The sequence below is a fragment of the Sphingomonas ginsenosidimutans genome, from assembly GCF_002374835.1.
GTDB classification, from domain to species: domain Bacteria; phylum Pseudomonadota; class Alphaproteobacteria; order Sphingomonadales; family Sphingomonadaceae; genus Sphingomonas; species Sphingomonas ginsenosidimutans.
In genome coordinates this window covers 96,450-111,290 of the sequence record NZ_NWVD01000003.1, presented here as the reverse complement: position 1 = coordinate 111,290, position 14,841 = coordinate 96,450, and the positions used below count along the sequence as shown (strand labels likewise).

General features: G+C 70.3%; 14 protein-coding genes. 10 read left to right on the top strand and 4 right to left on the bottom strand.

Annotated elements, in window-relative coordinates:
- Positions 1–77 precede the first annotated feature (77 nt).
- Entirely contained in the window at positions 78–2,372 is a 2,295-nt protein-coding gene (locus COA17_RS08920) for a CDC48 family AAA ATPase (protein WP_066489427.1), read from the bottom strand.
- 309 nt (positions 2,373–2,681) lie between these two features.
- On the opposite strand from COA17_RS08920, the gene COA17_RS08915 reads away from it, so the two are divergent.
- A complete protein-coding gene (locus tag COA17_RS08915) occupies positions 2,682–3,566 on the top strand; it encodes a LysR substrate-binding domain-containing protein (RefSeq protein ID WP_066489424.1) in 885 nt (294 codons plus the stop codon).
- A gap of 468 nt (positions 3,567–4,034) precedes the next feature.
- On the opposite strand, the gene COA17_RS08910 is transcribed toward COA17_RS08915, so the two are convergent.
- Positions 4,035–4,493 (bottom strand): peptidylprolyl isomerase, encoded by a 459-nt coding sequence (locus tag COA17_RS08910; RefSeq protein ID WP_066489421.1) that lies wholly within the window; start codon positions 4,491–4,493, stop codon positions 4,035–4,037.
- A gap of 111 nt (positions 4,494–4,604) precedes the next feature.
- Between COA17_RS08910 and mgtE the strand changes: the two genes are divergently transcribed.
- On the top strand, positions 4,605–6,011 hold the full coding sequence (gene mgtE, locus COA17_RS08905) for a magnesium transporter (protein WP_096611812.1): 1,407 nt from the start codon (positions 4,605–4,607) through the stop codon (positions 6,009–6,011).
- A 17-nt stretch (positions 6,012–6,028) separates the two neighbouring features.
- Positions 6,029–6,436: a DUF1489 family protein gene (locus COA17_RS08900; protein WP_096612236.1), complete on the top strand. Its 408-nt coding sequence runs from the start codon at positions 6,029–6,031 to the stop codon at positions 6,434–6,436.
- On the opposite strand, the gene COA17_RS08895 is transcribed toward COA17_RS08900, so the two are convergent.
- Together COA17_RS08895 and COA17_RS08890 are read right to left on the bottom strand one after the other, a co-directional pair.
- Complete coding sequence (locus COA17_RS08895) at positions 6,433–6,975, bottom strand: YceD family protein (RefSeq protein ID WP_096611810.1); 543 nt, start codon at positions 6,973–6,975, stop codon at positions 6,433–6,435. The two genes, COA17_RS08900 and COA17_RS08895, sit on opposite strands and share 4 nt — an antisense overlap.
- Positions 6,972–7,487, bottom strand: a complete 516-nt coding sequence (locus COA17_RS08890) for a ubiquinol-cytochrome C chaperone family protein (RefSeq protein WP_245857598.1) — start codon at positions 7,485–7,487, stop codon at positions 6,972–6,974. Before COA17_RS08890 ends, COA17_RS08895 begins: the two co-directional genes overlap by 4 nt.
- Positions 7,488–7,615: 128 nt before the next feature.
- On the opposite strand from COA17_RS08890, the gene COA17_RS08885 reads away from it, so the two are divergent.
- The 7 genes from COA17_RS08885 (at position 7,616) to COA17_RS08855 (ending at position 14,826) form a co-directional block, all read left to right on the top strand.
- On the top strand, positions 7,616–8,092 hold the full coding sequence (locus tag COA17_RS08885) for an outer membrane protein assembly factor BamE (protein ID WP_082740897.1): 477 nt from the start codon (positions 7,616–7,618) through the stop codon (positions 8,090–8,092).
- Between the two features lie 126 nt (positions 8,093–8,218).
- The gene (locus COA17_RS08880) at positions 8,219–8,734 is read left to right on the top strand and encodes an RcnB family protein (RefSeq protein WP_066489412.1); all 516 of its coding nucleotides are present in this window, start codon (positions 8,219–8,221) and stop codon (positions 8,732–8,734) included.
- Between the two features lie 225 nt (positions 8,735–8,959).
- Positions 8,960–10,336, top strand: a complete 1,377-nt coding sequence (locus tag COA17_RS08875) for a glycosyl transferase family protein (protein WP_342746857.1) — start codon at positions 8,960–8,962, stop codon at positions 10,334–10,336.
- A complete protein-coding gene (locus tag COA17_RS08870) occupies positions 10,333–11,370 on the top strand; it encodes a hypothetical protein (RefSeq protein ID WP_245857595.1) in 1,038 nt (345 codons plus the stop codon). The genes COA17_RS08875 and COA17_RS08870 overlap by 4 nt, the downstream gene beginning before the upstream one ends.
- A gap of 39 nt (positions 11,371–11,409) precedes the next feature.
- Complete coding sequence (locus COA17_RS08865; protein ID WP_066489408.1) at positions 11,410–12,324, top strand: sulfite exporter TauE/SafE family protein; 915 nt, start codon at positions 11,410–11,412, stop codon at positions 12,322–12,324.
- A complete protein-coding gene (locus COA17_RS08860; protein ID WP_176484849.1) occupies positions 12,321–13,091 on the top strand; it encodes a TIGR02186 family protein in 771 nt (256 codons plus the stop codon). Before COA17_RS08865 ends, COA17_RS08860 begins: the two co-directional genes overlap by 4 nt.
- Before the next feature lie 73 nt (positions 13,092–13,164).
- Positions 13,165–14,826 carry an ATP-binding protein gene (locus COA17_RS08855; RefSeq protein ID WP_082740895.1) on the top strand — a complete coding sequence of 554 codons (1,662 nt, stop codon included), beginning with the start codon at positions 13,165–13,167 and terminating at the stop codon, positions 14,824–14,826.
- Positions 14,827–14,841: the final 15 nt, after the last annotated feature.

The window sequence follows — 14,841 nt, the reverse complement described above, 5'->3', positions numbered from 1 at the left end:
GGGATCTTCCGCGATGCGCGCACGATCAACCGCGAAAAGCCACAGCCCGGGCCGGGGCGACGGATCAGGTCAGCCGGTCAGTCGCTCCCCTTCGGCCCGCGCGGCGACAGCTGGCCCGGCGCGATGAAGCCGATCGGCTGGATCGCATTCGCTTCCTGCTTCAGCCGCGCGGCCATCTGTTCGTATTCGCGCTCCACCTCGGGCGTCACGCTGGCGCGGCTTTCGGCCAGCGCGCGTTCGAAATGCTCGTGCCGCACTTCCCGCGTCTGGAGCGATTCGCGCAGCGCGATCAACCCGGCGCGCCGCACCACATCCTCCAGGTCCGCGCCGGTGAACCGCTCCGCCCGCGCCGCGATCGCGTCCAGGTCGACATCGTCGGCGAGCGGCATCTTCTGCGTCTGGATCGCCAGGATGCGCCGCCGCCCCTCCGCGCTCGGCACGCCGACATAGATCAGCTCGTCGAACCGCCCCGGGCGCAGCAGCGCGGGATCGACCAGATTGGGCCGGTTGGTCGCGCCGATCACCACCACCGACTGGAGTTCCTCCAGCCCGTCCATCTCCGCCAGGATGGTGTTGACCACTCGCTCGGTCACCTGCGGCTCGCCCAGCCCGCCACCGCGCGCGGGGACCAGCGAATCGAGCTCGTCGATGAAGATCACCGTCGGCGCCACCTGCCGCGCGCGCGCGAACAGACGGCTGATCTGCTGCTCGCTCTCGCCATACCATTTGGACAAGAGGTCGCTCGACTTGGTGGCGATGAAATTGGCCTGCGCCTCGCGCGCCACCGCCTTGGCGAGCAGCGTCTTGCCCGTTCCAGGCGGCCCGTACAGCAGGAAGCCCTTGGCCGGGCGGATGCCCAGCCGGCGGAACGCATCGGGGTCCTTCAGCGGCAGCTCGACGCCTTCCTTCAGCCGCATCTGCGCATCGTCCAGCCCGCCGACGTCGCTCCACTGCGTCGTCGGCGCCTGCACCATCACCTCGCGCATCGCGCTCGGCTGGACGCGCTTCAACGCCTCCATGAAATCCTCGCGCGTGACCGCCAGCGTCTCCAGCACTTCGGTCGGGATCGTGCGGTCCTCCAGGTTCAGCCGCGGCATCATCCGCCGCACCGTCTCGATCGCCGCCTCGCGCGTCAGCGCCGACAGGTCCGCGCCGACGAAGCCGAAGGTCGTGCGCGCCAGCTCGTCCAGGTCGACCCGCTCGCCCAGCGGCATCCCGCGAGTGTGGATGCCCAGGATCTCGCGCCGCCCGCGCTCGTCGGGGACGCCGACGACGATCTCGCGGTCGAACCGCCCCGGCCGGCGCAGCGCCTCGTCGATCGCCTCCGGCCGGTTGGTCGCCGCGATCACCACCAGATTGGCGCGCGCCTCCAGCCCGTCCATCAGCGTCAGCAGCTGCGCGACCAGCCGCTTCTCGGCCTCGCCCGACACCTGCCCGCGCTTGGGCGCGATCGAATCGATCTCGTCGATGAACACGATCGACGGCGCGGCCTTGGTCGCTTCCTCGAACACCTGCCGCAGCCGCTGCTCGCTCTCGCCATAGGCCGATCCCATGATCTCCGGCCCGTTGATGAGGAAGAATTGCGCATCCGATTCGTTCGCCACCGCGCGCGCCAGCCGCGTCTTGCCGGTGCCGGGCGGGCCGTGCAGCAACACGCCCTTGGGCGGCTCGACGCCCAGCCGCTCGAACAATTCGGGGTAGCGCAGCGGCAGCTCGACCATTTCGCGCAGCTGGTCGATCGTCGTCGCCATCCCGCCGATATCGTCATAGGTGACGTCGGCGCGCCGCGCGGCGTCCGGCTCCTCATATTCGGGGCGCAGCTCGACGTCGGTATGCTCGTCGATATGGACGACGCCCTTCGGGCTGGCCGACACTACGGTCAGGCGGATTTCCTGCAGCGCATAGGCGGGCGCGTTGACGAACCGCTCCATGCCCGGCGGCATGTTCTGCACGCGCTGGTGCCCGGCGGTCGCGACGACGTCGCCCGCGCACAGCGGCCGTCCGAAAAAGGTGCGCTTCAGCGCGTTGGTCGATCCCTGCAACCGCAGGTTCTGCTGCGCCGGCGCGAAGACGACGCGCGTCGCGGCCTTGCTCTCGACGCGCCGCACCTCGACGAAATCGCCCGATCCGACCCCGGCGTTGGCGCGCTGCAACCCGTCGATGCGCAGCAACTCCAGCCCCTCGTCCTCGGCATAGGGGCCGACCGCGCGCGCCGGCGTGGTCTTCTTGCCGACGATCTCCACCACGTCACCGTCGCCCAGCCCCAGCGCCGCCATCACCGACCGCGGCAGGTGCGCGATCCCGCGGCCGCTGTCCTCGGGCCGGGCATTGGCGACCTGCAGCTTGATCGTGCGTTCGTCGGCGTCGGCCATTGGGTCCCTTTCGTGCGGCTCGCGGTCGAGCGCAGGAGATAGGGGCCGGGTTCCCGATTGCGAGGGCGCGCGCCGCGCGGGCCGGTGCGCGCGCCGAAAAAAAAGGGCCAGCCCCGAAGGGCCGGCCCGTGAAAGTTTTATAGGAGAGGATGCCTGAAAGGCCCGCCCTATGTGCAGCGCAGCATCGCGATGTGCAAATGCGAAAAACGTTGCGCACGATTGCATAAAGTGCAATCAATCAACGATCGCGCTCGTATGTGAACGTTTCACTTGCATGATGCGGCGCACATAACCCAGGTTGGATGATCGATGCGCCGCCTCCCGCCCCTGACCGCGATCGAAGCCTTCGTGGCCGTGGCGCGGCTTGGCTCGATCAAGGCGGCGGCGCAAGAACTGGCGCTCTCCCCGCCCGCGCTCAGCCGCCGGATCCAGACGCTCGAACGCTTCCTGGCGCGCCCGCTGTTCGATCGCCGGCACCAGGCGATGGTGCCCAATGCCGACGGCGACCGGCTGCTGTCGGCGATCGCCCCGGCGCTGGACGGGCTGTCCGACGCGATCGAATCGATGACCAGCGGGACGGAGGTACTGCGGCTGCGGCTCGGCGTGCTGCCGCTCTACGCCTCGCAACGGCTGTTCCCGCGGCTGGGCGAATTGCGCGCCGCCCACCCGGAACTGCATCTCGATATCGACACCGGCAGCAACGCGATCGCGCGGCTGGGGGAGGGGCTGGACGCGGTGATCGTGCTGGCGCGCGACATCGACCCCACGCTCCATGCCGAACGGCTAGACCGTAACATGGTCTATCCGATCGCGGCGCGACGGCTGGTGGAGGGGCCGGACCCGCTGGTCGCCCCCGAGCAGCTCGCGCGGCATACCGTGCTGCTCCACCGCGAGATGATCGACACGTTCGTCGCCTGGCGCCACGCCGCCGGGCTGACCGCGATCGAGCCGGCGGCGATCGACTATTTCGATTCGGGCGCGCTGATGCTGGAGGCCGCGGCGCAGGGGCTGGGCGTCGCGTTCATGCACGAAAGCCATTTCCACGACGCCAACGATTCGCGACTGGTGAAGCTGTTCGATTTCCAGGTGACCAGCCCGTACAGCTACTGGTTCGCCTGCCGCCCGCGCGCGCTGCAGACCAAGCCGGTGCGGCTGTTCCGCGACTGGCTGATCCGCACCCTGCGCGAGGATTGAGGGGGCAACATTCGCCCCGTTCGCCCTGAGGAGCTGTTGAGCTTGCCGAAACGGCGTCTCGAAGGGTGCTTTGGGACGAGGCCTCGGCAGGCTCAGCCTCTCCTCAGTATGGATGGGTCACATGCCTGAATGCCGATCGGATCGATGGGCGCGCGGCTCGAGCGCCCGTTGGCGCTCCACACGTCATCCCAGCGAAGGCTGGGATTTCCCGAAGAGGGGCACGAATCGCCTTGTCCTTTCGCGACCGTCTCGCTTCTCCGGCGAACCGTGCCGCCCCCTGTCCTACACCCGCCAACATCGCGCAGCCTGCGCGGCAGGATGATGCGACCCCCACGCTCCCGTGACGCGCCACCCCGGCGCCACGACGCGCCGCCGGACGGCGATTTACCCCGCCAGCGGCTCAACATTCGCAACATTCGGCGTGCGCGACGGGGGCGGGCGATATCGCCCGCGCCCCGCCGCCGCACGTCACTGCGCCTTCATCGTGACGATCTTGCCCGGGTTCGCGGGCGGCTCGCCCTTGGGCAGCGCGTCGATCAACTCCATGCCCTCGGTCACTTCGCCCCACACGGTATACTGGCCGTCGAGGAAGCGCGCGTCGTCGAAGCAGATGAAGAACTGCGAATTGGCGCTGTTCGGGTCCATCGTGCGCGCCATCGAGCACACGCCGCGCACATGCGGCTCCTTGTTGAACTCCTGCTTCAGGTTGGGCTTCGACGAACCGCCGGTGCCGTTGTGGTTTCCGCCGTCGCCGCCCTGCGCCATGAAGCCGGGGATGACGCGATGGAACGGCACGCCGTCGTAGAAGCCCTCGTTCGCCAGTTCGGCGATGCGCTGGACGTGGTTGGGCGCCAGGTCGGGGCGCAGCTTGATCGTGACGTCGCCGCCGTCGAGCGTCATCGTCAGCGTCGAATAGGTATCGGCCATGGGGAATCCTTTACGTTTGCTTGGGCGCGCACGTAGTGATGCCGGGCGCGGCTGGCAAATGCGCAGCCGCCGCGCTAGGGGCGGCGCCGTTAACGTTCCGGGAGGCGGACCATGACCGACACCGATCTTCCCGATACGCTGGACCCGGCCGACGACACCCGGCTGGACGAGGATGACCGGCTGAAGCCCGAATTCGTCACCGCGGTGCTCGACGCGGTCGAGGACGGCGATGCCGAAGCGGCGCGCGCGCTGGTGGAGCCGCTCCACCCCGCCGACATCGCCGACCTGTTCGAACTGACGCCGGAGGACCGGCGCAAGGACCTGGCCGCCGCGATCGCCGACCTCGTCGATGCCGACGTGTTCGCGGAGATGAACGATTACGTCCGCGAGGCGCTGATCGACGCGCTCGACGCGCGGCAGGTCGCGGACATCGCCAGCGAACTCGATACCGACGATGCCGTCGCGATCATCGAGGACATGGAGCCGGAGGACCAGCGCGAGGTCCTGCGCGCGATGGAGCCGGACGATCGCGCCGCGATCGAGGAGGCGCTGTCCTATCCGGAGGAATCCGCCGGGCGCCTGATGCAGCGCGATCTGGTCGCGGTGCCCGAACATTGGACGGTCGGCGACGTCCTCGACTATCTGCGCGGCGACGAGGAACTGACCACCGATTTCTGGGAGATCTTCGTCGTCGATCCTGCGCATCGCCCGATCGGCACCTGCGCGCTGTCGTGGATCCTTCGCACCCCCCGCAGCATCCCGGTGGGCGACGTGATGAAGCGCGAACAGACGCTGATCCCGGTCGACATGGATCAGGAAGAGGTCGCGCTGCGCTTCCAGAAATATGCGCTGATCTCCGCCGCGGTCACCGATGCCGCGGGGCGGCTGGTGGGCATGATCACCGTCGACGACATCGTCCACATCATCCAGGAGGAAGCGGGCGAGGATACGCTGCGGCTCGCCGGTGCGGGCGACGGCGACATCAACGAACCGATCGCGGTGACGGTGCGCACGCGCGTCGCGTGGCTCATCGTCAACCTGGGCGCGACGATCCTGTCGGCCTCGGTGGTCGGGCTGTTCCAGGGCGAGATCGCGCGCTTCGCGCTGCTCGCCGCGCTGATGCCGATCGTCTCGGCGCTGGGCGGCAATGCGGGGACGCAGACGCTGGCGGTGATGGTCCGCGCGCTCGCCACCAACCAGCTGACCAGTTCGAACACGCTGCGGATGCTGCTGCGCGAATTCCGCGTCGCGATCTGCAACGGCCTCGCGCTCGCCGCCGTGGGGGCGACGGGCAGCTACGTGCTGCTCGGCCATGGCGGTCTGTCGGTGGTGTTCGCGCTGGCGATGATGATCAACAGCGTCGTCGCCGGACTGGTCGGGGTGATCGTGCCGGTCGCGCTGGACAAGGCGAACGTCGATCCGGCGGTGTCGTCGGCGGTGTTCGTCACGACGATCACCGACGTCATGGGCTTCCTCTCGTTCCTCGGTCTGGCGACCTTGTGGGGGCTGGGGGGCTGACCCACATCGGCGCGACGATGCCGCTTCACCTAACCAAGGTCGCCTTCGGCGCGGCCAGCGTCGACCTTCTGGGCCAGCGGCTCGCCGCGCGCGCCGCCGACGGCCCGGTGTTCCTGACCACGCGCTACCTGCCCAAGCGGCATGAGGAGATCGCCGGGCAAGGCTCGCTGTTCTGGATCATCAAGCACACGCTGGTGGCGCGCTCCCCGATCCTGGCGTTCGGAGAGGCCGAGGGCGGGCGCGTCGCGATCCACATCGATCCGGCGCTACGGCTGGTCCAGTCCCGCCCGAAGCGCGCGCATCAGGGCTGGCGCTATCTGGAGGCGGCGGACGCGCCGGGCGACCTGGGCGGGGAGGCGAGCGACAGCCTCGCCGCGATGCCGCCCGCGCTGATCGGCCGGCTCAGCGACCTGGCGCTGATCTAGCCTGTCTCCCCGCCGGCCAGCTTCGCCTTCAGCCCGGCCAGCGCACCGAACGGCCCGGCCTCCTCCTCGCTGACGACGCCCGCTTCCTTCAGCACCGCGGCGGCGCGCGGGCTGCGCGGAAAGGGATCGAGCGCCAGCGCCATCGTCTCCGCCGCCGCCTCGCCCAGGTCGATTCCGCCGCCCTCGATCTCGACGATGTCGAGCGCGTCCCCGTCCAGCTCAACCTCGTCCAGCGCGATCTCGTCCCCCGCCGCCGCCGGCTCGACGAAGCGCAGCGCGACCGGCTCGTCGATCGTCGCGGGCAGCGGGTCGCCCGTCACCGAACATGCCTGCACCACCGCCGCCGCGACGGTGCCGTGCACGTCGATCCCGGCGGACCCGCGCCGGATCGCCAGCCGCGCCTCCAACCGCTCGATCGCCACCAGCCCGAACCGCGCCGCCAGCGCCGCGCGCTCGGCTTCGTCGGCGACGATCGACACCACCCGCTCGTCGCCGCCGATCGTATCGAGCCGCTCGATACGCGAAAATTCCGGCGTCACGGCAGTTCCCCCCGCATCATCGCGTCGATCGACACCTCGTCCAGCGCGCGGCGCAGCGCCGCCAGCCCGTCACGCACATGCGCCACCGCTTCGGCGGGCGGCGCCTCGCCACGGTACAGGTTGCGCACCAGCGCCGCATCCATGTCGGCCGTGCCCGCCAGACCGTCGCGATACGCGCCCAGCCGCCCGCCCAGCATCCCCATCATCCGCCCGACATGCTTGCCCACCACCAGGTCGCCGAAGCCGATCTGGCGGACCTGCGCGTCCATGTCCTCGATGAACCGCTCCGTCAGCTGCGCGGTCGGCGTCGCGCCCGCCGGTTCCGCCTCCAGCCGCAGCAGCACCATCGACAGCACCGCCGCGACCATGTCGAACCGCCCGTCCAGCGTGTCGGGAACGTGCCCGGCCAGATACCAGTGCGGCTGGCGCGCGCGCGCCACCACCGCATCGTACAGCGGCAGCGCCGCCTGCTGGTCGCCGCGCCCGCCGGTTATTCGTTGCCACCAACCCAAATGCGTCCATCCTGTATCGCGGCGTGCTTGTCTCGCCGGTTCGGGCGGCATATTGAGGCGGACGGCCGCAAAGTCCATGTGCCCCGCACCGGACCCCCGCGGCCGATCGCCTGTTGAGCGGAGTATCGATGCGCCCCCTTCTCGTCCTGACGCTTCTCGCCGGCGTCGCCGCCGCGGGCTGCACCCCGCTCCGCTCGCACCAGGGCTATATCGTTGATGCCGATCTGGTGAACGCGATCCAGCCGGGTGTGGACAATCGCCAGTCGGTGCTCGCGACGCTGGGCACGCCCAGCTTCGCGGCGCAGTTCAACCAGGGCGATTGGTATTATATCGCGCGCGATAGCCGCAATCTGGCGTTCAACCCGCCCAAGCCGAAGGAGCAGCTGACGCTGCAGATCAGCTTCGACCAGGCCGGCAACGTCACCGCGGTGCGCAAGTCCGGGATGGACCAGGTCGCCACAATCAAGCCTGACAGCAAGACGACGCCGACGCTGGGCCGCAAGCGCGGCTTCTTCCAGGATCTGTTCGGCAACATCGGCACGGTCGGTGCGCCGGGTGCGGGCGCCGGCGGGCCGAGCGGGCGCGGGCCGACCGGGCCGAACTGATCCGGCGTCGGCGCTGCGAAGCTGTCGTTTCGCTGACGCGACCATTCCCGCAGCGTTCAGCCGGCGCGGTGTAGCCCTCCTGCAACGGTGGCAGCGACACGCCATCGTCGTGAACGGAGGTATGTGATGCGTAAGCTGATGACTGCGGCGCTGATCGCCGCGACCCTGGTGCCCGGAGCGGCCTTCGCCCAGTCGCGTGCCGAGCTGTACCGCGACCGACAGGACATCCACCGCGAACAGCGCCAGCTGGACCGGGCCTATGCGCGCGGCGACTGGCGCGGCGTGCGCGAGCAGCGTGGCGACCTGCGCGATGCGCGGCGCGAATATCGCGAGGATCTGCGCGATCGCCGCGAATGGCAGCGCGACTGGCGCCGCGACGACTGGCGGCGCTGGCACGACGCCAACCGCCCGCTCTATGCCCGCGGCAACTGGCGCGCGCCGTTCCGTTACCAGCCGTTCCGCCCCGGCGTTCGGATCGCCCCGGCCTATTACGGCACGCGCTACGTCATCGCCGATCCGTGGCGGTATCGCCTGCCCGCCGCGCCGCGCACCGCGCGCTGGGTCCGCCACTATGACGATGCCCTGCTGGTCGATTACCGCCGCGGTATCGTGCTGGACGTGATCCGCGGCTTCTACTGGTAGGCCGGCACGGTTCGGCCGCGCCGCCAACACGCGGCGACGCGGCCGGTACCGGCTTGGGGTCGGCACCGGTCCCGAAAGGGGGAAAGGGACCGGGGCGCTTAACGCCTCGTTTCGCCTTTGGTTCGCGTCTCTGCGCGTCGACGTCACCTTGTGCGAAAGGCGTTGCGGATCGGCCACACCCGCGTAAGGATGATCGCCGTGCAAGGGGGGCTGCACGGGGGAATCATGACGGAGATGGCGGTCGCGGCCCTGGCGCTGCTCGACGCGGCGCTGGCGGAAGTGGCGCTGTTCGCGGGCGTGATGATCCTGATCGGTGGGCTGGACGATCTGGCGGTGGATATCGTGTGGCGCTGGCATCGCCGCCCCGATCCGCTGCTCGCCGACCTGCCGTACGCGCCACCGTTGCGACTGGCGGTGTTCATCCCGGCGTGGGACGAGGCGCGGGTCATCGGCGCGATGCTGCGCGCTGCGCTCGCCCGTTACGATCATCCCGATTACACGCTGTGCGTCGGCTGTTATCCCAATGATGGCGAGACCATCGCGGCGGTGCAGGCGGTCGCCGCGCAGGACGTGCGCGTGCGGCTGGTGCTCAACCCCGTGCCCGGTCCGACCACCAAGGCCGATTGCCTCAACAGCCTGTGGCGCGCGCTGGTCGCGCACGACGCGGCGGCCGGGCGGCCTACCGATGCGATCGTGCTCCACGATGCCGAGGACGTCGTGCATCCCGCCGAGTTGCGCGTTTTCGACCATCACCTGCGCACCGCCGCACTGGTGCAGGTGCCGGTCGTGCCGTTGATCGACCCGCGCACCCGGCTAGTGTCGGGCCATTATGCGGACGAATTTGCCGGCGCCCATTCCCGCGACCTGCCGGCGCGGGCCGCACTGGGGGCGGCGTTGCCGCTCGCCGGGGTCGGCTGCGCGATCCGGCGCGACGCGCTGGATCGGCTGACGGCGATGCGCGACGGTGCGCCGTTCGAGGCGCAAAGCCTGACCGAGGATTACGAACTGGGGCTGCGCGTCGGGGCGATGGGACTGGGCGCGTGTTTCGCGCGCTGGCGCGAGCGCGCGGGCGGGCCGCTGGTCGCGACGCGCGCCTATTTCCCCGACACGGTCGATGCCGCGGTCCGGCAGAAGGCGCGCTGGCTGACGGGAATCGCGCTGGCGGGCTGGGACCGGATCGGCTGGGGCCAGCAGCGCCGCCCGGCCGAACTGTGGATGCGGATGCGCGACCGGCGCGGGCTCCTTGCGGCACTCGTCCTGCTCGCGGCTTATGCCACGCTGGCGGGGGAAGCGATATCGGTCGCGGCGCATGTCTGGCGCGGCGATGCGGCGCCGGTGGCCGCTGCGGGGCTGCGCGCGCTGCTGATCGTCAATGCCGGGCTGTTGACGTGGCGGTTGTGGATGCGTGTACGGCTGACCGCGGCGGACCATGGCTGGCGCGAAGGGATCGGCGCCATCCCGCGCGTGGTGGCGGCCAACATGATCGCGATGATGGCGGCGCGGCGCGCACTCGCCCAATATTGGCGGCTATTGTGGGGGGCACCGCCGCACTGGGACAAGACGGCGCATCGTTTTCCCGCCATCCTGCCGGATCGCGCGTGAGGCGCGGCGGGCGGCCGCTGCGGTTCCTGGCGGTGGTGCTGGGCGGCTGGGTGGCGATACGCATCTGGTGCGTCTGGCCCGCCCCGCCGGTCGTCGCGCGGCGGGAAGAACCGCGCCCGCCCGCTGCGCCCGCCGCGCTGGAGATCGCCGACCGGTACGCCCGGCGCACCACGCTGGCGATCGCGGGCGATCCGCTGCCGCAATGGCCGACGACTCGCGCGATCCCACCGCTGGCGCTCCGCGGCCATCCCGCCAGACTGGCGATGCGGCAGCCGCCGGAGCTGTATCGCATGCCGCCTCCGGCTTCGCCGGCCCACGATCACGGGCCGCGCCCCGACGCCTATACGCTCGCGATGCTGGGGCTGGTCCGTTACGGCAATGCCGAGCCGCCGCCCGCCGGGCCAGGCCGCTGGTCGGCGAGCCTCTGGGCGGTCGCACGCGGCGGGCGGCAGCCGGGCGGCGTCGCGACGCCGCAACTGGGCGGCAGCCAGGCGGGCGCGCGCATCGCCTATGCGCTCGACGATCACGGCGGACTGGCGATCGCCGGCCGCATCGCCGGCGCCTTGTCCACCCGCCAGCAGGAAGCGGCGATCGGCGTGGAATGGCGCCTGCGCGGCAGCCCGCTGCGGTTGGTCGCCGAACGCCGCATCGGCATCGCGCGCACCGCCGGCGGGTTCGCGCTGGGGGCGGTCGGCGGGGTCGGCGACCAGCCGCTCGCGCTCGGTTTCCGCCTCGACGGTTACGGACAGGCTGGGGTGATCGCGCGCGGCGGCGGGGAGGGCTATGCCGACGGCGCGCTGCGCGTGGCGCGCCCGGTGGCCGGCGCCAGCGGCGGCATCGCGCTCGATCTGGGGATCGGCGCATGGGGCGCGGCGCAGCGCGGTGCCGCGCGGCTGGACATCGGCCCCTCCGCCGCGATCACGCTGCCGCTTGGCACCCGCGCGCTGCGCGTCTCGTTCGACTGGCGCCAGCGGATCGCGGGCGATGCGCGGCCCGTGTCCGGCCCGGCGCTGTCGATCGGCACCGACTTCTGATGGCGCGCAGCGCGCGAATTCGCTAGCGACGGGCGCACGATGGACATCTACCTGCCGATCGCGAACCTGTCGGTGAACGCCTGGGTGATGATCGCGCTCGGGGCCGGCGTCGGGCTATTGTCGGGCATGTTCGGCGTCGGCGGCGGATTCCTGACGACGCCGCTGCTGATCGTCTACGGCATTCCGCCGACCGTCGCCGCCGCGTCGGCGGCGTCGCAGGTGACCGGCGCCAGCGTCTCGGGCGTGTTCGCGCATTTCCGCCGCGGCGGGGTGGACACCGTGATGGGCGGGGTGCTGGTGGCCGGCGGCGTGCTGGGGTCGCTGTTCGGCGCCTGGCTCTTCCGGCTGCTTCAGCAATGGGGGCAAATCGATACGACGATCGCGATCACCTACGTCCTGCTGCTCGGCACCATCGGGCTGCTGATGCTGCGCGAGGCGGTGGGGGCGATCGCGGTGGCGCGCGGCCGCCGCGCCCCGCCGCCGCGCCGCCGGCGGCACCACCCGCTGGTCGCGGCGCTGCCGTTCCGGATGCGCTTCTACGCCTCGGGCCTGTACATCTCGCCGCTCGCGCCGCTGCTGCTGGGCTTTGCGACCGGCATCCTGACGATCCTGCTGGGGGTGGGCGGCGGCTTCGTGCTGGTGCCCGCGATGATCTTCCTGCTGGGCATGTCGACGCAGGTCGTCGTCGGGACCAGCCTGTTCCAGATCCTGTTCGTGACCGCCGCCGCCACGATGGTCCACGCCACCACGACCAAGGCGGTCGATATCGTGCTGGCCGGGCTGCTGCTGGTGGGGTCGGTGGTGGGCGCGCAGGTCGGCGCGCGGTTCGCGGCGCGTGCGAAGCCCGAATATCTGCGCCTCGCGCTGGCGCTGATGGTGCTGGCGGTGGCGTTCCGGATCGGGCTGGGACTGGGCTGGCGCCCCGACGACATCTATTCGGTGGAGCTGTCGTGAGGCGTGCGGTGTTCGCCGCGGGGCTGGGGCTGGCGGCACCGCTGCTGACCGCGCAGGCCAAGCCGGTGCTGGTTCCCGACGTGTCCCAGCGCAACATCGACATTGCCTACAGCTTCACCGGCGCCGAGCTGCTGCTGTTCGGCGCCGTTCTCGATCCCGGCGGACGTTCGCCCCGGAACGATGCCCCGACCGACGTGGTGATCGTCGTGAAGGGGCCGACCCAGTCGATCGTGATCCGGGAAAAGGAAAAGGTGGCGGGCATCTGGGTCAATGCCGGGCGGCTGCGCTATCGCTCGGCGCCGTCGTTCTACGCGGTCGCCTCGTCGCGCCCGCTCGACCAGGTGGTCGATGCGCGCACCCGCGCCATCTATGAACTCGGGCTCGACAGCCTCCAATTGTCCCCCGCCTCGGCCGAACCGTCCGCGGTGCAGGACCGCTTCACGCGTGGGCTGGTCGATCTGCGCCGTCGCGCAGGGCTGTTCTACGAGGCGCCGGGCGCGGTGGAGATCACCGACGGCGTGTTGTACCGCGCGCGCGTGTCGATCCCCGCGCGCGTTCCCGTCGGACGGTTCACCGCGGAAACCTTCCTGATCCGCGACGGGCGCGTGCTGGCGGCGGCGGTGCGTGACATCGACATCCGCAAATCCGGGTTCGAACGGTTCGTGGCGCAGGCGGCGGATCGTCACGCGATCCTCTACGGACTGTTCGCGGTAGCACTGTCGGTGCTGCTGGGCTGGGCCGCGGGGCGGATCGCCGTGCGGACGTGATCGGCTGCACCGTACGTTAACCGTTTCCCGGTAACCATCGGCGCAATCATCGGCCATCGTGCGAGAAGCCCGTTTGAACGACCTGTCCGCCACCGGCAGTTTCCACAGCGCGATCCAGGCCGCTTTCGGCGCCTGCGCGCCCACGTCCGAGCCGATCGGCTATGTCTCCGGCGTCGGCGGCGCGGGCAGCGAACTGGTGTTCGATGTGGCGGCGCTCGCGCCGCTGGCGGGCCATCACGATCCGATCGTCGCCGCCGCGGGGCAAATGGGCGGGCAAGTGAAGGTGCGCGTCGACGATCGCTGGCTGGTCGCCAGCGTCCGCTCGCTCGGCCTGTCGGAAGGCCGCACCGACCGGATCGTCGCACGGATCGATTTCATGGGTGAGGCGCAGGTGGATGCCGCCGGCGACGGCCTGCGCGGCTTCCGTCGCGGTGTGACCCGCTATCCGATGCCGGGGGACGAAGCCTATCCGATGACCGAGGAGGATCTGCGACAGGTCTATGCGGTCAGCGACAAGCCCGTCATCACCATCGGCCGCGTTTATCCCACGCGCGACGTGCGCGCGTCGCTGTTCGTCGATCCGCTGCTCGGCAAGCATTTCGCGCTCCTCGGCTCGACCGGCACCGGCAAGTCGACCGCGGCGGCGCTGATCCTGCATCGCCTGTGCGACAGCGCGCCGGAAGCGCACATCGTCATGATCGACCCGCACGGCGAATATGGCGCCGCGTTCCGCGGGCGCGGCGAATTGCTCGACGTGTCGAACCTGCAGATGCCGTACTGGCTGATGAATTTCGAGGAGCATTGCGAGGTGCTGCTCCAGTCGAGCGGCCCCGACCGGCAGCTGGAAACGGACATCCTGGCCAAGTGCCTGCTCGCCGCGCGCGCCAAGGGCCGGCTGGGACAGGACATTCCCAAGCTGACCGTCGACGCGCCGGTCCCCTATCTGCTGAGCGACCTGTCGCAGATCCTGCAACAGGAAATGGGCAAGATGGACCGCGCGGGCGACGTCGCGCCCTATCTGCGCATCAAGAACAAGCTGGACGAGATCAAGGGCGACCCGCGCTACGCGTTCATGTTCGCGGGGATGCTGGTGGCCGATTCGATGGCGGCGTTCGTCAGCCGCGTGTTCCGCCTGCCCGGTGATGGCCGACCGATCTCGATCATCGACCTGTCGGGCGTCCCCAGCGAGGTGACGTCGGTGGTGGTCGCGGTGCTGAGCCGGATGGTGTTCGACTTCGCGATCTGGTCGCGCAACGAACCGCGCCGCCCCGTCCTGCTGATGTGCGAGGAGGCGCACCGCTACGTCCCCTCCGATCGCGAGGCGGGCAGTTCGGTATCGCGTATCCTGGGTCGCATCGCGAAGGAGGGGCGCAAATATGGCGTCTCGCTGGGTCTGGTGACGCAGCGGCCGTCCGATCTGGCCGAGGGCGTGTTGTCGCAATGCGGCACGATCATCGCGATGCGGCTCAACAACGAACGGGACCAGGCGTTCGTCCGCGCGGCGATGCCGGAGGGCGCGCGCGGTTTCCTCGACACGCTGCCGGCGCTCCGCAACCGCGAATGCATCATCTGCGGCGAGGGCGTGTCGATCCCGATCCGCGCCTCGTTCGACACGCTGGACGAGGATCAGCGTCCGGCATCCGCCGACCCGATCTTCTCGGAGCTGTGGCGCGAACAGGGGGGCGAGGATCAGAGCATCGCGCGCACCATCCAGCGATGGCGGCTGGGCCGCTAGACGGATCGACGTTCG

Coding starts and splice junctions, on each gene's coding strand:
- COA17_RS08920 (WP_066489427.1), bottom strand. CDS start 2,372: ATGGCCGACGCCGACGAACGCACGATCAAGCTGCAGGTCGCCAATGCC.
- COA17_RS08915 (WP_066489424.1), top strand. CDS start 2,682: ATGCGCCGCCTCCCGCCCCTGACCGCGATCGAAGCCTTCGTGGCCGTG.
- COA17_RS08910 (WP_066489421.1), bottom strand. CDS start 4,493: ATGGCCGATACCTATTCGACGCTGACGATGACGCTCGACGGCGGCGAC.
- mgtE (WP_096611812.1), top strand. CDS start 4,605: ATGACCGACACCGATCTTCCCGATACGCTGGACCCGGCCGACGACACC.
- COA17_RS08900 (WP_096612236.1), top strand. CDS start 6,029: ATGCCGCTTCACCTAACCAAGGTCGCCTTCGGCGCGGCCAGCGTCGAC.
- COA17_RS08885 (WP_082740897.1), top strand. CDS start 7,616: ATGCGCCCCCTTCTCGTCCTGACGCTTCTCGCCGGCGTCGCCGCCGCG.
- COA17_RS08880 (WP_066489412.1), top strand. CDS start 8,219: ATGCGTAAGCTGATGACTGCGGCGCTGATCGCCGCGACCCTGGTGCCC.
- COA17_RS08875 (WP_342746857.1), top strand. CDS start 8,960: ATGACGGAGATGGCGGTCGCGGCCCTGGCGCTGCTCGACGCGGCGCTG.
- COA17_RS08865 (WP_066489408.1), top strand. CDS start 11,410: ATGGACATCTACCTGCCGATCGCGAACCTGTCGGTGAACGCCTGGGTG.